Origin of the sequence: Novosphingobium sp. GV079 (genome assembly GCF_003058045.1) — a bacterium.
Classification (GTDB): Bacteria; Pseudomonadota; Alphaproteobacteria; order Sphingomonadales; family Sphingomonadaceae; genus Novosphingobium; species Novosphingobium capsulatum.
In genome coordinates, this window is sequence record NZ_QBUE01000002.1 from 327,446 (window position 1) to 346,843 (window position 19,398).

Sequence of the window (19,398 nt, forward strand, 5' to 3'; positions counted from 1 at the left end):
CATCCTGAGCCTGCACCCCCCGGCCGAGGCAATCACGGCGCTGCTTGACGGCACCCATGCCGATCCGTTTTCCCTGCTGGGGGTGCATCCCGGCCCGCAAGGTGCCTTTGCCCGCGCCATTCTGCCCGGCGCCGAACGGGCAGAAGCGTTCGCCCTTAACGGCACGTCGCTGGGCGTTCTGAAATGCGTCGATCCGCGCGGCCTCTTCGAAGGGCCAGTGGCCGGGTCACCGCAGCCGGTGCGCTATGCCTGCCAGGCCGGGCAACATAGCTGGCAGGTGACCGATCCCTATTCGTTCGGGCCGGTGCTGGGCCCGGTGGATGATTTCCTGATCGGCCAGGGCACCCACCACCGCCTGTTCGACAAGCTGGGCGCCCACGTGATCGACCACGAAGGCGCGCGCGGCGTGCACTTTGCCGTCTGGGCGCCCAATGCCCGGCTGGTAAGCGTGGTAGGTGATTTCAACGATTGGGACGGCGCCCGCCACCCGATGCGTCGCCGCAGCGACACCGGGATCTGGGAACTGTTCCTGCCCGACATCGGCGGCGGGCGGCCCTACAAGTATCGCATCGTGGCAAGCGACGGCACGGTGCAGCCGTACAAGGCCGATCCCTATGCCCTGGCGGCCGAACTGCGCCCGCACACTGCCTCGATCACGCTCGACGCCCCGCCCCACGCCTGGGGCGATGCCGAACATCGCGCGTTCTGGGAGAAGGCCGATCCGCGCCGCCAGCCGATCTCGATCTATGAGGTCCATGCCGGATCGTGGCGCAAGCCCGGTGATGGGCGCGAGTTCTACAGCTGGGACGAACTGGCCGACCAGTTGATCCCCTATGCCGTCGACATGGGCTTTACCCATGTCGAGTTCCTGCCGGTGTCAGAGCATCCCTATGACCCGAGCTGGGGCTATCAGACCACCGGGCTCTATGCCCCGTCGGCCCGGTTTGGCGAGCCGATGGGCTTTGCCCGCTTTGTCGATGGCGCCCACCGCGCCGGGCTGGGCGTGCTGATCGATTGGGTGCCGGCGCATTTTCCCACCGACGCGCATGGCCTGTCGCGGTTCGATGGCACGGCGCTCTATGAACATGAAGACCCGCGCCAGGGGTTCCACCCCGATTGGAACACCGCGATCTACAATTTCGGCCGGCGCGAGGTGCGCGATTTCCTGATCAACAACGCGCTGTTCTGGGCCGAGCGCTATCACGTCGATGGGCTGCGCGTGGATGCGGTCGCCTCGATGCTGTACCGCGATTATTCGCGCAAGAGCGGCGAATGGATTCCCAATGCCCAGGGCGGGCGCGAGAACTGGGAAGCGGTCGATTTCCTGCGGGCGATGAACCAGGCGGTCTATGGCACCTGCCCCGGCGTGATGACCATGGCCGAGGAATCGACCAGTTGGCCCGGCGTCACCCAGCCGGCGCTGGACGAAGGCGAGCGGCCCAGCAGCCTGGGCTTTGGCTTCAAGTGGAACATGGGGTTCATGAACGATACCCTGCGCTATATGGCGCGGGACCCGGTGCACCGCCGCTATCACCACAACGAGATCACGTTCGGCCTGGTCTATGCCTTCACCGAAAACTTCGTGCTGCCGATAAGCCATGACGAAGTGGTGCACGGCAAGGGCAGCATGCTGGGCAAGATGGCCGGCGATGACTGGCACAAGTTTGCGAACCTGCGCGCCTATTACGGGATGATGTGGGGCTATCCCGGCAAGAAGCTGTTGTTCATGGGCCAGGAATTTGCCCAGCGCCGCGAATGGAGCGAGGCGCGCTCGCTTGATTGGGACATGCTCGACCATGCCCCCCACGCCGGCATGCAGGCCTGGGTGCGCGATTTGAACCGTGCCTATGCGGCCCTGCCCGCGCTGCACGCGCGCGATTGCGAGGGCGAAGGGTTTGCATGGCTGGTGGTGGACGATGCGCTGGCCAGCGTGTTTGCCTGGGTGCGCCGCGCGCCAGGCCATGCCCCGGTGGTGGTGGTGTGCAACATGACGCCCGCCTTGCACGACCATTATCGCCTGCCCCTGCCGCACGACGGGGAATGGCGCGAAGTGCTCAACTCTGACGCTACGCACTATGGCGGCAGCGGCCAGGGCAATGCCGGAAAGATCGTGGCGGAAGACGGGGCGGCGTTTGTCATCCTGCCGCCGCTTTCGACGATGATGTTTGAATGTCAGATCAAGGCCGAATGAACGGCCAGGAGGAACGGATGCGCAAAACCTATGGGCAACCCCTGGCTCGCGATGCCATGGCCTATGTCCTGGCTGGCGGACGCGGCAGCCGGTTGAAGGAACTGACCGACAACCGCGCCAAGCCGGCCGTCTATTTCGGCGGGGTCAGCCGGATCATCGACTTTGCCCTGTCGAACGCGATCAATTCGGGCATTCGCCGCATCGGCGTGGCGACTCAATACAAGGCGCACTCGCTGATCCGGCACATGAACCGCGCGTGGAACTTCATGCGCCCGGAACGCAACGAAAGCTTTGACATCCTGCCCGCCTCGCAGCGCATTTCCGAGCTGTTGTGGTATGAAGGCACGGCCGACGCGGTCTATCAGAACATCGACATCATCCAGGCCCATGCGCCCAAGCACATGGTGATCCTGGCGGGCGACCACATCTACAAGATGGACTACGAATTGATGCTGCAGCAGCACGTCAATTCGGGGGCCGATGTGACCGTGGGCTGCCTGGTGGTGCCCAAGGCCGAGGCGACCGGCTTTGGCGTGATGGGCGTGGACGAAGACAGCGTGATCACCAGCTTTGTCGAAAAGCCGGCCGATCCGCCGACCATCCCCGGCGATCCGGACCATGCCCTGGCATCGATGGGCATCTATGTGTTCGAGACCGAATTCCTGTTCGACCAGTTGCGCCGCGATGCGGCAACTCCGGGATCGAACCGCGATTTCGGCGGCGATATCATCCCCTACATCGTCAAGCACGGCAAGGCGGTGGCCCACCGCTTCAGCAACAGCTGCATCCGCGCGGCAGACGAGATCGAGGAATACTGGCGCGACGTGGGCACGCTCGACGCCTATTTCGAGGCCAACCTCGACCTGACCGACACGGTGCCCAAGCTCAACATGTACGATCGCGAGTGGCCGATCTGGACCGACCAGATCATCGCTGCCCCGGCCAAGTTCGTGCACGACGAGGAAGGCCGGCGCGGCATGGCGATTTCATCGCTGATCAGCCAGGATTGCATTGTTTCGGGCGCGCTGGCCAAGCGCAGCCTGCTGTTCACTGGCGTCAAGATGGGGTCATTCTCCAGCGTGGAGGAAGGCGTGATCCTGCCCTATTGCAACATCGGCCGGGGTGCCAAGCTCAGCCGGGTGATCCTGGATTCGGGCGTGCGCATTCCCGAAGGGCTGGTGGTGGGCGAAGATCCCGAACTGGACGCGCGGCGTTTTCGCCGCACCGACAACGGTGTCTGCCTCATCACCAAGGCCATGATCGACAAGCTGGTTTAGCGCCAACCACCGTAACACAACCTGTCGTCGCCCCGGACTTGATCCGGGGCCCCGCCTCTTTCCGCTTGTTCCGCCAAAGGCCGCAAGCTGGACCCCGGAACAGGTTCGGGGTGACGAAGGAGAGGAACAAAGATGGCTTGAGACCGGCTGGCTGGCCGGGGAGACTGGAATGACCTTGCGCGTTCTTTCCATCGCATCCGAAGCGGTGCCACTGATCAAGACCGGGGGGCTGGCCGATGTGGCCGGCGCCCTGCCCGATGCGGTGGCGCCGCATGGCGTGGCGATGACCACGATCCTGCCGGGCTATCCCGCCGTGACCAAGGCGCTGGGCAAGGCCAAAGCGATCCACCAGTGGGACAGCCTGCTGGGCGAGCCGGCCCGGCTGCTGGCGGGCAAGCTGGGCAGCCATCCGCTGCTGGTGGTCGACAGTCCCAACCTGTTTGCCCGCGACGGCGGCCCCTATGCCGATCTCGCCGGGCGCGACTGGGGTGACAATTGGCGCCGCTTTGCCGCGTTTGGCCGCGCGGCCGCCGATGTCGCCGGCGGCGCGGTGAAGGGCTTGGGCTTCGATCTGGCCCATGCCCACGATTGGCAGGCGGCGATGGCGCCAGCCTATATGCGCTTTGCCCCCGCCGGCACGGCGATCCCCTCGGTCATGACCATCCACAACATGGCGTTCCAGGGCTATTACGGCGCCGATATCTTTGCCCTGCTGGGGCTGCCATCGTGGGCCTGGGCGATCGACGGGGTGGAATACCACGGCGGCGTGGGCTTTTTGAAAGCCGGGCTGGAAAGCGCCAGCGCGATCACCACGGTCAGCCCGACCTATGCCCGCGAAATCCGCGATCCTGCCTTTGGCATGGGGCTGGAAGGCCTGATCGCTACCAAGGGCGATCGTGTGCACGGCATCGTCAACGGCATCGATCCGGCGGTGTGGAACCCTGAAACCGACCAGCACCTGCTGCAGACCTATTCCTGGCGCTCGCTCGCCCGGCGTGCCGCCAACAAGCGCGCGCTGGAGCGGGAGTTTCATCTGGAACAGGGCGATGGGCCGCTATTCGTGTGCGTCACGCGTCTGACCTGGCAGAAGGGCATCGACGTGCTGCTGGAAGTGATCGACCACCTCGTCGGCCTGGGCGGGCGGCTGGCGCTGCTCGGCGCGGGCGATCCGGCGATGGAGGCCGGCCTGCATGCCGCCGCTGCGCGCCATCCCGGGCGGGTGGCCTTGCGCATCGGCTATGACGAGGCGCTGTCGCACCGCATGCAGGGCGGCGGCGACGCGATCCTGGTGCCCAGCCGGTTCGAACCTTGCGGCCTCACGCAGCTCTATGGCCTGGCCTATGGCTGCGTGCCGGTGGTGGCGCATACCGGGGGCCTGGCCGATACCGTGGTGGATGCCAACCTGGCGGCGATCAACGGCCAGGCGGCCACCGGGGTGACGTTCCACGGTGTCACCTATCCTTCTTTCGCAGATACGATAACGCGCACGATTGCCCTTTATGGGCAGCGTGATGTCTGGACGCAGATGCAGCGAACAGGCATGAAGACGGACTTTTCATGGAAGCGCAGCGGGCAGGCCTATGCCGCGCTCTATCGCCAACTTGCGGGGGCAGAATGACGATCACCACCCACCAGACCACGCCCTATGCCGGGCAGAAGCCGGGCACCTCGGGCCTGCGCAAGAAAGTGCGCGTGTTCGCCCAGCCAGGCTATGCCGAAAACTTCATCCAGGCCGTGTTCGATGTGGTGGAGCGCGAGGCCGGCAGCACCCTGGTGATCGGTGGCGACGGGCGCTATCATAACCGCACGGTGATCCAGCAGGCGATCCGCATGGCCGCCGCCAATGGCTATGGCCAGGTGCTGGTCGGCCAGGGCGGCATCCTCTCCACGCCGGCCGCAAGCAACGTGATCCGCCGCTACAAGGCGAGCGGCGGCCTGATCCTCTCGGCCAGCCACAACCCCGGCGGGCCGGACGAGGATTTCGGCATCAAGTACAACATCGCCAATGGCGGCCCGGCGCCCGAAGGCGTGACCGAGGCGATCTATGCCCGCACGCAGACGATCGACCGCTGGCTGGCAGTGGATGCCGATGACATCGACCTCGACACCTGCGGCAGCGTGGACGTGGGCGGGTGCCAGGTCTCGGTGATCGATCCGGTGGCAGACTATGCCGACCTGATGGAAACGCTGTTCGATTTTGCCGCGATCCGCGCTGCCGTGGCCGATGGCCTGACCATGGCGTTCGATGCCATGCATGCCGTGACCGGCCCCTATGCCACGGAAATCCTGGAAAAGCGGCTGGGCTTTGCACCCGGCACGGTGCGCCACGGCGTGCCGCTGGAGGATTTCGGCGGGCATCACCCCGACCCCAACATGGTTCATGCCAAGGCGCTGTTCGATACGATGTTCGGCCCCGATGCGCCCGATTTCGGCGCGGCATCGGATGGCGACGGCGATCGCAACCTGATCGTCGGCAAGGGCCGATTCATCACCCCGTCAGACAGCCTGGCCATGCTGGCCGCCAATGCCCACCTAGCGCCCGGCTATGCTCGGGGCCTCGCCGGGATCGCCCGCTCGATGCCGACCAGCGCGGCGGCCGATCGCGTGGCCGAGGCGCTTGGCATCCCCTATTACGAGACGCCTACCGGCTGGAAGTTCTTCGGCAACCTGCTCGACGCGGGCATGGCGACGATCTGTGGCGAGGAAAGCGCCGGCACAGGATCGGACCACGTGCGCGAGAAGGACGGCCTGTGGGCCGTGCTGCTGTGGCTCAATATCCTGGCCGTGCGTAAGATCAGCGTGGACGAACTGGCACGCGAGCACTGGGCCAAGTATGGCCGCAACTATTATGCCCGCCACGATTATGAAGGGCTGCCGACCGAGCAGGCCGATGCCCTGATGGCGGCGCTGAACGGCAAGCTCGCCAGCCTGCCGGGGCAAAGCTTTGGCCCGCTGACTGTCGCCACGGCAGACAGCTTTTCCTATCTCGATCCCGTCGATGGCAGCACCAGCGCCAACCAGGGCCTGCGCGTGCTGTTCGAAGGCGGATCGCGCATCGTCTTCCGCCTGTCGGGCACCGGCACCGAAGGGGCGACGCTGCGCGTCTATCTCGAACGCTATGAGCCGGCGGACGGCTATCTCGACCGTGACACCGGCGAGATGCTGGCCGACCTGATTGCCGCGGCCGATGCCGTGGCCGGCATCGTGGCCCACACCGGCCGCACCGCCCCCGACGTGATCACCTGATGGACCACGGCGCGCACCCTGTCCCTGCCGGCACGGCCTGGCGGGTGCGCGCGCCGCTGGCCGATGCGGTGTGGCTGTGCCTGTTTGATGCACGCGACGCCGAAACGCGCCACGCCATGGTGCGCGAGGGCGACGATTGGGCGCTGACCCTGCCGGGCGACCACGCCGGCGCGCGCTATGGCTATCGCGCGGATGGGGCGTGGGCGCCTGAACGCGGGCTGTGGTTCGATCCGGCCAAGCAGCTGGTCGATCCCTATGCCGTCGAACTGGACCAGCGCTTTGTCTATGATCCGGCCCTTTCCATCTTTGGTGCCGATACCGCCGCGCTGGTGCCAAAGGCGATCGTGACGGGGGACCTGCCCACCGTGCCCCCTGCCCCGCCGCTGTTTGCGCCGGGCGGGCTGGTTTATGAACTGAACGTGCGCGCCTTTACCATGCTGCACCCCGATGTGCCGGCGCACCTGCGCGGCACGGTGGCGGCGCTGGCCCATCCCGCCGTGCTGGCGCACCTGGCCAAGCTGGGCGTCAATGCAGTGGAACTGATGCCGATCGTGGCATGGATGGACGAGCGCCACCTGCCCCCACTCGGCCTGCGCAATGCCTGGGGCTATAACCCGGTGGCGTTCATGGCGCTCGATCCGGGACTTTGCCCGGGCGGGATCGCCGAACTGCGCGAGACCGTCGCCGCTCTGCGTGCTGCGGGGATCGGCACGATCCTTGATCTGGTGTTCAACCACACCGGAGAAAGCGACGTGGCCGGGCCGATCGTCAGCCTGCGCGGGCTGGACAATGCCGCCTATGGCCATGCTGCGGATGGCAGCCTGATCAACGACACTGGCTGTGGCAACACGCTCGATTTCGCGCAGCCTCACGTCCGCCAGTTGACGATCGATGCGCTGCGCCATTTCGTCGCCCATGCCGGGGTCGATGGCTTCCGCTTCGATCTGGCGCCGGTCATGGCGCGCGGGCCGGGCTTTGCCGCCGATGCGCCGATCTTTGCTGAGATCGCCGCCGATCCGCTGCTGGCAGACCGCGTGCTGATTGCCGAACCGTGGGATATCGGGCCGGGCGGCTATCAACTCGGCCAGTTTCCGGCCAACTGGCTGGAATGGAACGATCGCTATCGCGATGACGTGCGGCGGTTCTGGCGCGGCGATGGAACACTGGGCGCACTCGCCACGCGGCTGGCGGGCTCGGCCGACGTGTTTGGCCCGTGTGACAGCGCGCCGTGCCGCAGCGTCAATTTCCTGGCGGCGCACGATGGCTTTACCCTGGCCGATTGCGTGGCCTTTGCCCACAAGCACAACGAGGCCAACGGCGAAAACAACCGCGACGGGCACGACGACAACTATTCATGGAACAACGGTGTCGAAGGGCCAAGCGACGATCCCGCCGTGCTGGCGCGGCGCCAGGCCGCACAGCGCGCGCTGCTGGGCACGCTGTTTGCGTCAACCGGCACGATCATGCTGACCGCCGGTGACGAGTTTGGCCGCAGCCAGCAAGGCAATAACAATGCCTATTCCCAGGACAATCCGCTGTCATGGATCGACTGGCAGGCACGCGATCGGGATCTTGAGGATTTCGTGGCGGAGCTTTCTGCCGCACGAATGGGTGACATGGCGCGTTTCCCCGAGAATGGCCAATGGCTGGCGCTCGACGGCGCCGCGATGGACGGCGCGCGATGGGAAGACCCCGCAACGCCGGGCGTGGCATGGCGTGCGCCCGATCAGGCGCGGCCCGGTTTTCGGGTGAGCCGGGCCGAGGGGGTGGCGCTGGGCTGAGGGGCCCTTCGACAAGCTCAGGGCGAACGGATCATAGAAATTTGTCCTCCCCATCCTCTTTAGAGGAGGGGGTCGGGGGGTGGTGGACACCTTGCACAAGGCTTCGCACCACCCCCAACCCCTCCTCTGAAGAGGAGGGGAGATTGAACGCCTTGTCAGGCCCCAAGGCGGCGCAGGGCCGGATCGACGAAGCGGCGCGGCGTGGGCACATAAGTGGCCTGACCGTCATCGAGCGACAGCGCGCGGGGCAGCAGCCGGTTGAGCAGCAGGCGGCCGAACGCCCACTCACCCAGGCCAGATTGCGCATTGATGTGCCCGGCAGCGCCGGCATCGGCAAAGCGCGCGCCCCACCGCTGCGCCAGGCGGCGCGTGGCCCCGGGCGTGGCATAGCGATCATCGCGGCTGCCCACCACGATCGCGGGGAACGGCAGTTCGGTTTCGGGCACTGGGGCAAAGCGGGTCAGGCGGCGGTCTTTCACCCCGTCTTCCACATCGGGCGGCGCCACCAGCAGGGCGCCAATCACCGGCATCTGGCGCGGGCCATTGGCCAGGCGTTCATATTCCGCCCACCAGGCCACGGCCAGGCAACCCAGGCTGTGCGCCACCAGCACGACCGGGCGCCCGGCCCCTTCGTTGGCGCGCTGAATCGCCAGGGCCAGCTTGTTGACCCAGGTGTTGCGGTGCGGATCGTTCCACAGCCCGAGGTCAACCCGGTGGCAATCGGGAAGTGTCTGTTCCCAAATGGTTTGCCAGTGATCAGGGCCGGAATTGTCCAGCCCCGGCACGGTCAGGATGATCGGATCGGCAGTGCGGCTAAAGGCATGTTCATGGGCCATACAAGTTCTCCCACCAAGGAAGCGGCCGGTCGACTCGGTTTACGTCCCGACATGAACAAGAGATAACTCAATCTTCGAGATAGACAATCACCTGGCGATGAAGCGACAGCGGTTTGCGCCCGGTGGCAAATGGCGGGAAGCCGGTTGCATTTTCCCGCCGTTTGCGACAGGCCCATGGGCCGGTGCAAGGGGGGCCTTGGCGCCGCCACGAAAGGGATCACGAGCGTTTCCGGCATGACAGCACCAGCGATTCCCGATGCGCCGCGCAAGCGCCTGCTGGCCTCGATCCACGATGTCAGCCCGCGTTTCGAACGGCAGGTCGACGCCCTGGCCGAACGCCTGTCCGGCCATCTCGGCACGGGCAAGTTTGCCATGCTGGTGATCCCGGATCACTGGCGCGGCGCGCCGCTCGCGGGCAATGCCGCGTTCCAGGCGCGGCTGCGGCAATGGGCCGACATGGGCATCGAGATGTTCCTGCACGGCTGGTGCCACAAGGACGAAACCCCCGCGGAGCAAGGCCTGGCCGGCTTCAAGGGCAAGCACATGACCGCCGGCGAGGGCGAATTCCTCAACCTGCCCCATGCCGAGGCGCTGGCCCGCATGGCGCAGGGCAAGGCGCTGGTCGAAGACATTCTCGGCCGCCCGGTCACCGGCTTCATCGCCCCGGCCTGGCTCTATGGCCCCGGCGCGCACCAGGCCATGGCGGACCTGGGCTTTGCCCTGGCCGAAGACCACATGAAAGTGTGGCGCCCGCAAAGCGGCGAAGTGCTGGCCAAGGGGCCCGTGATCACCTGGGCCAGCCGCAGCAAGGCGCGCATCCGCTCTTCGCTGTGGTTTTCCGCTCTGGCGCGCCAGGCGCTGCCGCTGACGCGGACGGTGCGCGTGGCTGTGCATCCCGGCGATACCACGGTGCCTGCCCTGCTGCGCTCGATCGATGCCACGCTGGAACGCTTTGCCAAGAGCCACGTGCCCGCGCGCTATGCCAGCCTGAGCGGCCCGACGAGCCTGTTTTGACCGCGACCACGCATCGACCCTTGCGCGTTTTGACATTCCTGCACAGCTTCGAGCCGGGCGGGGTGGAGCGCGTGGCGCTGCGCCTGCACCGCGCCTGGCTGGCGCAGGGCGTCGATGCGCGCCTGGTGCTGGGCCGCGTGGCTGGCGCCATGCGCGCCGAGTGGCCGGGGCTGGAGGCCGATGTGTTCGATAGCCATGGCGTGCCCACCGCAGCGTGGGAAACGCTGTGGATGATGCTGCGCCTGCCGGGCGCGATCCGCCGCCACCGCCCCGACGTGCTGTTTTGCGCGGGCAATTCCTATACCGTGGTGGCCGTGACCATGCGGCTGCTGCTGGGCAAGCGCTGCCCGCCGATCCTGGCCAAGATCAGCAACGATCTGGCCCGTGCCGATCTGCCCGCCCCGGCCCGGCCGTTCTATCGCCTGTGGCTGAAAATCCAGGGCCGCCTGCTCGATCGCCTGGTGGGCATGGCTGCGCCGATGCGGGCCGAACTGGAAACGCTGATGCACGCGCCGCCCGAACGCGTCGCGATCATCGATGACCCCGCGCTGGACGAGGCGCAGATCGCCCACCTCGAAGCCCTGCCCCGCCCGCCGCGCGATGCGGCCGGCGGGCGCCGCTTCCTGGCGATCGGCCGGCTGGCGGCGCAAAAGAACTTTCCGCTGCTGCTGCGCGCCTTTGCCCGGATTGCCCGGGACGATGACCGGTTGACCATCCTGGGCGAAGGATCGGCACGCAAGGGCCTGGAAGCCCTCGCGCGCAGCCTGGGCATTGCCGATCGGGTCGATCTGCCCGGCCATGTCAATCCGGTGTCCGCCGCACTGCTTGGCGCCGATGCGCTGGTCATGTCATCCGATTATGAAGGTGTGCCCGCCGTGGTGCCCGAGGCGCTGGCCGCCGGGCTGCCGGTGGTAGCGACGACATGCAGCGTGAGCATGGGCGATCTGCTCGGCCAGGGCCGCTTTGGCCTGCTCGTGCCGGTGCGCGACGCGCCAGCGCTGGCCGGAGCGATGGATCGCATCACCAGCCTGCCGTTCGATTCGGCCGCCGCCCGCGCCCAGGCGCGCCGTTTTACTGTGGAAATTGCCGCCCAAAGCTATGTCGTTGAAATGCAGCGACTGGCCCATGGCTGATCACCCGCTGCCCGGCACGGGCGAACCCGTCGCGCACGCCAACCCGCAGAAAGCGGATAGCGCGGCGACCATGTTCGCTGTAACGCCGCGCCCGGGCCTGAACGAGAAACGATGACGACACCCGCGATTCCCGAGACCGCTCCCCAAGCCAGCGGCCTGCGCAAATGGAGCGCCTATCTGGGCCCCGCCGTTTCGGTGGCGATCCTGTGCGCCGTGCTGTGGCAGCTGCGCCAGCTCAACTGGCTGATGGTGGTATCGATCATCCCGCGCTCGCCGCTGATCTGGCTAGTGCTGGCCGCCAGCTATTTTGCCGGGCCGGTGGCCGACTGGGTGATCTTCCGCAAGCTGTGGGGCATCCCGTTTTCGGGCCTGGCGCCGTTGCTCAAGAAGCTGGTCGGCAACGAACTGCTGCTGGGCTATGTCGGGGAAGTCTATTTCTACGACTGGGCGCGCCGCCATGTGAAGATGGAGGGTTCGCCCTTTGGCGCGGTGAAGGACGTGGCGATCCTTTCGGCGCTGGCTGGCAACATCATCACGATCCTGATGATGGGCATTACCTGGTATGTCAGCGGGCGGGTCGATTTCGGCCAGAACACCTGGCTGATCGTTTCGGCCATCGCCTTTGCCCTGGCGACCTCGCTGGTCATCACGTTCCTGCGCAAGGGCATTTTCAGCCTTTCGGGCCGCTCGTTGTGGTTCGTCTTCATGGTCCACTGCCTGCGCATTGCCGCCGGCATGGGCTTTACCGCCTTGTCCTGGCACCTGATCCTGCCCGAGGTGTCGATCGGCACCTGGATCCTCTTTTCCACCATCCGCCTGCTGGTGGCACGCCTTCCCTTCATCCCCAACAAGGATATCGCGTTTGCCGGCATCACGCCGCTGATCGTGGGCAAGGGAGTTCAGACTGATGTCATGATCGCGATGATATCGATGCTGATCGTTGCCACACACGTGATCCTGTTCATCGGTCTGATGCTGCTGGATCTCGTGCAGAAGGAGAAGAACGCGTGAAGAAGCTGGCCCTGCTGGCACCTGTCGCAGTCATTCCCGCCGCCCTGCTGCTGGGGGGCGCCGGCCCGCTGCCGCCGTCCACCCCCGATCTCGGCAAGGCCGAAGGGCAGTGCCGCCCCGGCGAGCATGGCCCCTCGTTCATGGTCGATATCCTGGGCCTCAAGGACCACACCGGCAAGCTCAAGCTGGAAGTCTATCCGGCCAACGACAGCGATTTCCTGGCCGACGACAACGTGCTGGTCGGCGCGGGCAAGACGTTTCGCCGCGTGGAGGTGAACACCCCGGCCGAACCCACGCCACGCCTGTGCGTGCGCCTGCCCGGCCCTGGCCAATACACCGTTTCGGTTCTGCATGACCGCGACGGCAACCGCAAGTTCAACTGGCAGCGCGATGGCATCGGCTTTTCCGGCAACCCCCGCCTGGGCTGGTCCAAGCCCAAGGCGGCCAGCGCCACCGTTTCTGCCGGAAACGGGCCGACCACGTTGCGGATCGTGATGAACTACCGTAACGGTCTGATGTCGGTGGGACCACTCAAGGGCGCGTGATGAAGCTTGTCGATGTTAGCGCATTCTACGCCCCCAAGGGCGGCGGGGTGCGCACCTATGTCGATCGCAAGCTCAAGGCAGCGGCGGCGCTGGGGCATGACATTACCGTCATCGCCCCTGGCCAGCGCGACCATGTCGAGGAGCGTGGGCCCAATGGCCGCATCCGCTGGCTGAAGAGCCAGCTGTTCCCGCTCGATTTCAACTATCGCTGGTTTTCCGACATCCCCGCGCTCTATGCCGCGCTGGACGAGGAAAAGCCCGATTTCGTCGAGGCATCGTCGCCCTGGCGCAGCGCCAGCGTGATTGCCGATTGGCCCGGCCACGCGCCGCGTGCGCTGATCATGCATGCCGATCCGCTCTCGGCCTATGCCTATCGCTGGTTCGATCCGGTGGCCACGCGGCCCACGATCGACAAGGCTTTCGAGCGCTATTGGCGGCACCTGCGCCGCCTGGACGAGCGCTATGACATGATCGTCAGCGCCAGTGCCAGCCTGTCTGACCGGCTCACTGCCGGTGGCCTGACGCGGGTGGTGACCAACCCCATGGGCGTCGATCCCGGCATTTTCTCGCCCGAATTCCGCGATCTGGCGCTGCGCAAGGGCATGCTCGAGCTGTGCGAACTGCCAGAGGACGCCACGCTGCTGCTGGGCGTCGGGCGCTTTGCCCCGGAAAAGCGCTGGCCCATGCTGGTTGACGCCGTCACCGCCGCGGGAAACCGGCGCCCCGTGGGCATGGTGCTGGCCGGCCAGGGACGCGAACGCAAGGCGATCGAGCGGCGCATTGGCGGCAATCCCCATATCCGCGTGCTCGCCCCGATCACCAAGCGCCACGAACTGGCCCGCGTGATGGCCAGCACCGATGCCCTGCTGCATGGCTGTGAGGCCGAGACATTCTGCATGGTCGCCGCCGAAGCCCGGGCCAGCGGCCTGCCGCTGATCGCGCCCGACCAGGGTGGCGCCAGCGACCAGGCGCGCGCGTCGAACGGGTGGATCTATGAATCCGCCAACGCCGCTGCCGCGACCGAAGCCGTGGCGCAATATGCGCTTGCGCGCGAAAGCGGGCTGGATGGCCCCCGCGCCGACCTGCCGCCGCCGCGCACGATGGACGATCATTTCCGCGAGCTGTTCGCCAGCTATGAAGCGGTGCTGGCAGGCGCGCGCCAGGCGGCCTGATCTGGCGGTTTGCGCCGGGTTTGCGCAAGGTTTCCACCACCCCCAACCCCCTCCTCTGAAGAGGAGGGGGCTTTTTTATGCCTGCTCCCCCTCCTGGGGTCGGGGGGTGGTGGAAACCTTGCACCGTAACGAAAAGGGGCGGCAGGTTTCCCCGCCGCCCCTTTTGTTTCGTGTGCTGGCGCGATCAGAAGTTGATCGTGGCATCCAGGCCATAGGTGCGCGGCGCGTTGAAGTTGCCGTAGTCACCCAGCACGCCGCCGATCTTGCCCGTGGTGCCAACCGCGAAGGCAGGCAGCGAGTTCGACGGATCGCGGCGATAGACATAGGCGGTGTTGAACAGGTTGCGACCCCACAGACCCACCGTCAGCTTCTGGCCAGTGCTCGACACCGGAATGTCGGCCAGGGCCAGGCGGCCGTTGAATACCACCGAAGCGTCGTTCTTGGTGGCATACTGGTCAAACGTCTGGGTGGACTGCGAATAGTTGCCATCCAAGTGCAGGCGCACTTCGGCGCCGTTGGTGCCGATCGGGTGGGCATAGTCGATCGAGCCCGACGCCGCGTTGCGCGGGGTGAACACCACATAGACGTTCTGGGTGATGCCGGTGAACGGGTTCGTCACCTGCGGCAGCTTGGTGTAGGTATAGGCGTAGGAGGCGTTCAGCGTCAGGCCTTCCACCGGCTTGACCGTCAGATCGGCTTCGATGCCGCGGATCTTGGTCACACCGGGGACATTGACCGTTTCCAGCACGTTGACGTTGGACGAACCCGACACGTAGATCGCGTTGAAGTCCACCTGGCTGTTCTTGCGGTCCATGATGTAGCCGGCGATGTTGAACCGGGCGCGGTGATCCCAGAAGTCGCTCTTGAGGCCGACTTCATAGGACTTCACGTTTTCCGGATCGAACCCGCGATACGTGGGCGAGCGCGAGGATGCACCGCCAGCGCGATAGCCGGTGGCATACTTAGCATAGACATGCAGGCCGTCGTTCACGTCATAGGCGATGGTCGCCATCGGATTGAACTTGTTCCAGGTCTTGTCCAGCGTGTTGCCATTGGCAGCATTGCGGAACGTGACCAGCGTGCCCTTCTTTTCGTCGTGGGTGTAGCGGCCGCCCACGGTGATGTGCAGTGCCTCGGTCGGGTTGACGGTCGCCTGGGCGTAGCCAGCCAGGCTCTTGGAATTGGCCACCGATGCACGGTCGATCGAGGCGAACGGATTTTGCAACGCGGCGGTGTTGATGGTGTAGCCGGTGCCGTCAGCGTTCCAGATGTTGGAGTTGGGCGTGGCGGCGTTATCCGACACGTGCTCGTTGAAGTAGAACACGCCCGCAACGTAATCGACGATGCCGACCGAGCCGACAGCCTGCAGTTCCTGGCTGAACTGGTGCTGCCACAGGTTGGCCAGCGAATAGCGGCTGAATGGCGCATTGGCGGCATAGACCGGCACGCGGTGCGCGCCGCCCGAGTTATCCCACTGTTCGCTGGTCACGCCGCGCCATGCGGTGATCGAGCGCAGTTCGAGTTCGGGCGATACCTTCCACTTCAGGGTGTTGGTAAAGCCGTGGGTGCGGTCGATGCTGGGCTGCTGCGGCACGCCGATATCGGCCACCTTCATGCGCGTCTGGCCGTTGACCACGACAATGCTGGGCGGCTGCACGACGGTGCCCGTCAGCGTGGTGAACGCCGTGCCGGGCGCCACGCACTTGCTGTTGGCGGCAACCGGGCCGGCAACGCAGCCGTTGGGGTTCTTGTTGAGCAGCTGGCTGTAGAATGGCGAGTTGCTGTCCCAGCCGTTGTCATAGCTGAAATCGTTGGTGATATCGCTCGTGGGCTTCCAGCGCACGGCGATGCGGCCACCGCGACGGTCGAAGTAGTTCCAGCCGGTCTGGCCTGCGAGCGGGTTCTTAACCGTGGCGCCCTGGTACTGGGCGACGCCATCGAGCTTGACCGAGAAGTTGTGGTATTCGGGCAGGTCGAGGTGGATTTCGCCGTTGTACGAACCATAGTTGCCAAAGCCACCGCTGATGCGGCCGCCGAACTGGCCCGAGGGCGCCTTGGACACGAGGCTGAGCGCGCCACCTTCGGTGTTGCGGCCAAACAGGGTGCCCTGCGGGCCCTTGAGCACTTCGACGCGTTCCATGTCGAACAGCGCGGCGTTGAGGCCATGCTGGCGGCCCATGTAGACGCCATCGATATAGACGCCCACGCCCTGCTCGCGCGCCGGCTGGTTGGCGTCGAGCGGCACGATGCCGCGAATGCCGATGGTCAGCGCGGTCTGGCGCGCTTCGAAGGTGGCGACGCGCAGCGACGGCACCGCGCCGTCGGCCAGGTCGAGCAGGCTCTGGACGTGGCGGTCCTTGATCGTTTCAGCCGAAACGACGTTGATCGAGATCGGCGTCTTCTGAAGGTTGGTTTCCCGCTTGGTGGCGGTGACCACGATTTCGGTCAGGCCCTTTTCACCCGCAGAAGCATCGCTTGCCGGTGCTTCTGCCGCAGCATCGGCAGCCGGTGCAGTGTCGGCCGCGAAAGCCGGCATGGCGTTCAGCGCAAGCGCGCCCGCCCCGGCCAGAAGGCCGGCACGAACAGTGTTCTTCAACATCGGATTTCCCTCACTGGTGAGGCTCAAACGCCCCTTCGCGCCACCCCCTAGGTGGGCATGGCTGCACTTTTGTGACGCGCGCATGTCAGGAATTGTCACATTTGACCGAAACCTGACATTTTCTGCAGCAAAATCGGCGGATTACCGCGATTTCCTGCAGTTCATGGCAAAATGTGTCCGCACAAAAAAAGCCCCGCTCCGGGCAAACCGAAGCGGGGCCGATCAGGCGAATCGCGCGGGGGCACATGGCCCCCCTCGCGCAGGGTGGATCAGAAGCCGGCCTTGAGCGTCACGAAGACCTGGCGCGGCGCACCGGCCAGCAGGGTCTGGTTGTCGCCCGAGAAGCCAAAGCCGTTGGAACCGATCGTGGCAATGTAGCTCTTGTCGAACAGGTTGGTGCCATTGACCTGGATTTCCAGCGGCGTGCGCTGGCCCACGTCGATGCGATAGCCCAGCGTGGCATCGACCAGGGCGCGGCCCGGCACCGACTGGTCGTTGAGGTAGGTGAAATAGCGCTTGGACATATAGTTGACCGCAACGCGCCCGAAGAACGAATTGCTGTCATACGAGATTTCGCCGCGCGCCAGGTGCTTGGGCGTATCGACCACGGTCTTGCCGGCGGTGAGCGCCGTACCGTTGGCAGTCACCACGTTGTCGCGATAGGTGTTGTTGTTGTAGCTGTACGAAGCGAACAGCGCGAAGCCGTAGGGCAGCTTGTAGTTCACCACCGCTTCCAGGCCATAGGCGCGGACGTTGCCCACGTTCTGCACCAGGTTGGCCGCCCCGACGATGCCGACCGAGGTGGGGATCGTCAGCAGGCGATTGCGGAAGTTGACGAGGTAACCGCCGAGCACGGCGTTGAGCGGCCCGTTGTTGACGCGCAGGCCGCCTTCATAGGTATCGGACTGTTCGGGCTTGAGGCCATTGGCGGCGATCTGGTTGAAGCCGGCCTGGGTGGTGGAGAACGGGCTGGAGGTGGCGTCTGCCGTAAAGGCGCGCGTCACCTGGGTGAAGCCGGCAAAGACTTCGGCGCCGCCGCCCAGCTTGTAGGTGAGGCCAGCGTGCGGCTGGAACCAGTCGCGTGCTTCGAGGCGGCCTACCGCCAGGTTGCTCTGCGCCGCCAGCTTGGACGCGCGGTTGATCACGTCAAAGCCCTTCCAGCCGAGATTGATCTTGAGCGCACCCAGATCGATATCGTCCATGACGTAGTACTGCACCGTGGTGGTGTTGTACGCCATGTACCACTGCGTGGCGAACGGATCGGTCAGGAAGTGGTGGAAGTCGATGCCGGGAACGGTGCGGCTGGTCAGCCCATAAAACCGGCGTGCCTGGTTGAAATCGTTGTTTTCGGCCCAGCCACCCACGGTGAGCTTGTTCTTGTTCAGATCGACCACGAAATCGCCGAACACGCCTTCGCGCTTGATGTCGTATTCGGTGGTGCGCACCGACATCGGCACGCCGCTGGGGCTGGCGAGATAGGGCGTGCCCCACAGGCCCTGGCCGCGGTTGTGGTGGTAGTAGGACTTGATGTTGAACGAGATCGTATCGTTCAGCGGGCCGCTGGCGCCAAAGGCATAGACCCAGTCACGGCGCAGGCCAGCCGCGTCGTAATAGGCATCGTCGGCGTTGATCATGTTGTCGGGATAGGTGGTGCCGGCGGCCGGGTTGGTCGGCTTGACGCCGGTATAGCCGGTGTTGGCGCCCACATCGGCGGCGAGCACGGCCGTGGCATACTGGTGCGGGCCGAAGTTGTCCCAGTTGTAGCCATGGCGCGCGATCAGCGCGAGCGAGAGATCCTGATAGTCCTGCTCGACGCGGTCGGAATAGCTGTACCAGCCTTCCAGGTTGATGCGGCCGGCAGGCGCAATGAACTTGAAGTTGGTCATCAGCGTGCGCTGCTGGCCATCACCCTTCCACTTGTTGCCGTTCTGGTACTGCAAAGAGCCGAACGCACGCACGCCATCGGGGGTGCCCACGGCCAGGCGGCCAAACCCGCGCCAGGTTTCCGACGAACCATAGGAACCGCTGGCATCGATGGCGACGTGGTGATCACGCAGCAGTTCGGCCGGATCGATCGACTTGAATTCCAGCGTGCCGCCCAGGTTGCTGGTCGACTGCGTGTCGATCGCGCCCGAACCCTGGCTGACGGCGGTGACGCCGATGTTTTCCGGGCTGATCGCGCGGCTGACATGCAGGCCGTTGTTGTTGCCATAGCTCATGTTGCCGAGCGGGATGCCGTCGAGCGTGAAGCCCAGCTGGTTCTGGTTGAAACCGCGAATGGTGACGCGGGTGGACCATTCATAGTTGCCGAAGGCGTCAGCCGACTGGAAGTTGACGCTGGGCAGCTTTTCAATGGCCTTGAGCGGGCTGGTGCCCGAGGCCAGGATCGCCAGGTCGGCGGCCTTGATTTCCTGCGTCTGGCGGGTTTGCCCGGTGCCCAGCACGACGATTTCCGGGCCATTGGCGGCGGCATCGGGCGCGGATTCAGGCGCCGGCGCGGCAGCGTCGGCGGCAAAGGCGGGGCAGGAGAAAAGCACGGCGCAGCCGGCAAGCAGGGCAGAAACGCGACGCATGGTAATCCCTCATGGATTTT

At 65.5% G+C, this 19,398-nt stretch carries 14 protein-coding genes; 11 read left to right on the forward strand and 3 right to left on the reverse strand.

Translation table 11 applies throughout. From position 1 onward, the window contains the following. Positions 1-10: 10 nt before the first annotated feature. From glgB to glgX, 5 genes are all read left to right on the forward strand, one after another. Complete coding sequence (gene glgB / locus C8K14_RS03335; protein WP_107715767.1) at positions 11-2,191, forward strand: 1,4-alpha-glucan branching protein GlgB; 2,181 nt, start codon at positions 11-13, stop codon at positions 2,189-2,191. Between the two features lie 17 nt (positions 2,192-2,208). Next, complete coding sequence (glgC, locus tag C8K14_RS03340; protein ID WP_028658151.1) at positions 2,209-3,468, forward strand: glucose-1-phosphate adenylyltransferase; 1,260 nt, start codon at positions 2,209-2,211, stop codon at positions 3,466-3,468. A gap of 169 nt (positions 3,469-3,637) precedes the next feature. Then, complete coding sequence (gene glgA, locus C8K14_RS03345; RefSeq protein ID WP_107715680.1) at positions 3,638-5,086, forward strand: glycogen synthase GlgA; 1,449 nt, start codon at positions 3,638-3,640, stop codon at positions 5,084-5,086. Further along, positions 5,083-6,714 (forward strand): alpha-D-glucose phosphate-specific phosphoglucomutase, encoded by a 1,632-nt coding sequence (locus C8K14_RS03350; RefSeq protein ID WP_107715681.1) that lies wholly within the window; start codon positions 5,083-5,085, stop codon positions 6,712-6,714. Before glgA ends, C8K14_RS03350 begins: the two co-directional genes overlap by 4 nt. Beyond that, a complete protein-coding gene (gene glgX, locus C8K14_RS03355; protein ID WP_107715682.1) occupies positions 6,714-8,495 on the forward strand; it encodes a glycogen debranching protein GlgX in 1,782 nt (593 codons plus the stop codon). The genes C8K14_RS03350 and glgX overlap by 1 nt, the downstream gene beginning before the upstream one ends. Positions 8,496-8,650: 155 nt before the next feature. Here glgX and C8K14_RS03360 read toward each other — a convergent pair whose 3' ends face one another. Then, entirely contained in the window at positions 8,651-9,331 is a 681-nt protein-coding gene (locus C8K14_RS03360; RefSeq protein WP_107715683.1) for an alpha/beta hydrolase, read from the reverse strand. Between the two features lie 234 nt (positions 9,332-9,565). Here C8K14_RS03360 and C8K14_RS03365 point away from each other — a divergent pair, with 234 nt between their 5' ends. Genes C8K14_RS03365 through C8K14_RS03385 form a run of 6 tightly spaced genes read left to right on the forward strand, consistent with a single transcriptional unit; the run spans position 9,566 to position 14,206 of the window. Then, positions 9,566-10,345, forward strand: a complete 780-nt coding sequence (locus tag C8K14_RS03365) for a DUF2334 domain-containing protein (protein WP_107715768.1) — start codon at positions 9,566-9,568, stop codon at positions 10,343-10,345. A 20-nt stretch (positions 10,346-10,365) separates the two neighbouring features. Continuing rightward, positions 10,366-11,478: a glycosyltransferase gene (locus C8K14_RS03370; protein WP_158271857.1), complete on the forward strand. Its 1,113-nt coding sequence runs from the start codon at positions 10,366-10,368 to the stop codon at positions 11,476-11,478. Next, a complete protein-coding gene (locus C8K14_RS23105) occupies positions 11,471-11,593 on the forward strand; it encodes a hypothetical protein (RefSeq protein ID WP_255352205.1) in 123 nt (40 codons plus the stop codon). Before C8K14_RS03370 ends, C8K14_RS23105 begins: the two co-directional genes overlap by 8 nt. After that, positions 11,590-12,489, forward strand: coding sequence for a hypothetical protein (locus C8K14_RS03375; protein WP_054131963.1), 900 nt, complete (start codon positions 11,590-11,592; stop codon positions 12,487-12,489). Before C8K14_RS23105 ends, C8K14_RS03375 begins: the two co-directional genes overlap by 4 nt. Continuing rightward, the gene (locus C8K14_RS03380) at positions 12,486-13,034 is read left to right on the forward strand and encodes a DUF2141 domain-containing protein (protein ID WP_022677370.1); all 549 of its coding nucleotides are present in this window, start codon (positions 12,486-12,488) and stop codon (positions 13,032-13,034) included. The genes C8K14_RS03375 and C8K14_RS03380 overlap by 4 nt, the downstream gene beginning before the upstream one ends. Beyond that, entirely contained in the window at positions 13,034-14,206 is a 1,173-nt protein-coding gene (locus tag C8K14_RS03385) for a glycosyltransferase (protein ID WP_022677369.1), read from the forward strand. Before C8K14_RS03380 ends, C8K14_RS03385 begins: the two co-directional genes overlap by 1 nt. 184 nt (positions 14,207-14,390) lie before the next feature. Here the strand turns inward: C8K14_RS03385 and C8K14_RS03390 are convergent, their stop codons facing one another. Further along, entirely contained in the window at positions 14,391-16,805 is a 2,415-nt protein-coding gene (locus tag C8K14_RS03390; protein WP_107715685.1) for a TonB-dependent receptor, read from the reverse strand. A gap of 269 nt (positions 16,806-17,074) precedes the next feature. Then, positions 17,075-19,378, reverse strand: coding sequence for a TonB-dependent receptor (locus tag C8K14_RS03395; RefSeq protein ID WP_022677367.1), 2,304 nt, complete (start codon positions 19,376-19,378; stop codon positions 17,075-17,077). Positions 19,379-19,398 lie beyond the last annotated feature (20 nt).

Coding starts and splice junctions, on each gene's coding strand:
- glgC (WP_028658151.1), top strand. CDS start 2,209: ATGCGCAAAACCTATGGGCAACCCCTGGCTCGCGATGCCATGGCCTAT.
- glgA (WP_107715680.1), top strand. CDS start 3,638: ATGACCTTGCGCGTTCTTTCCATCGCATCCGAAGCGGTGCCACTGATC.
- C8K14_RS03350 (WP_107715681.1), top strand. CDS start 5,083: ATGACGATCACCACCCACCAGACCACGCCCTATGCCGGGCAGAAGCCG.
- glgX (WP_107715682.1), top strand. CDS start 6,714: ATGGACCACGGCGCGCACCCTGTCCCTGCCGGCACGGCCTGGCGGGTG.
- C8K14_RS03360 (WP_107715683.1), bottom strand. CDS start 9,331: ATGGCCCATGAACATGCCTTTAGCCGCACTGCCGATCCGATCATCCTG.
- C8K14_RS03365 (WP_107715768.1), top strand. CDS start 9,566: ATGACAGCACCAGCGATTCCCGATGCGCCGCGCAAGCGCCTGCTGGCC.
- C8K14_RS23105 (WP_255352205.1), top strand. CDS start 11,471: ATGGCTGATCACCCGCTGCCCGGCACGGGCGAACCCGTCGCGCACGCC.
- C8K14_RS03375 (WP_054131963.1), top strand. CDS start 11,590: ATGACGACACCCGCGATTCCCGAGACCGCTCCCCAAGCCAGCGGCCTG.
- C8K14_RS03385 (WP_022677369.1), top strand. CDS start 13,034: ATGAAGCTTGTCGATGTTAGCGCATTCTACGCCCCCAAGGGCGGCGGG.
- C8K14_RS03390 (WP_107715685.1), bottom strand. CDS start 16,805: ATGTTGAAGAACACTGTTCGTGCCGGCCTTCTGGCCGGGGCGGGCGCG.
- C8K14_RS03395 (WP_022677367.1), bottom strand. CDS start 19,378: ATGCGTCGCGTTTCTGCCCTGCTTGCCGGCTGCGCCGTGCTTTTCTCC.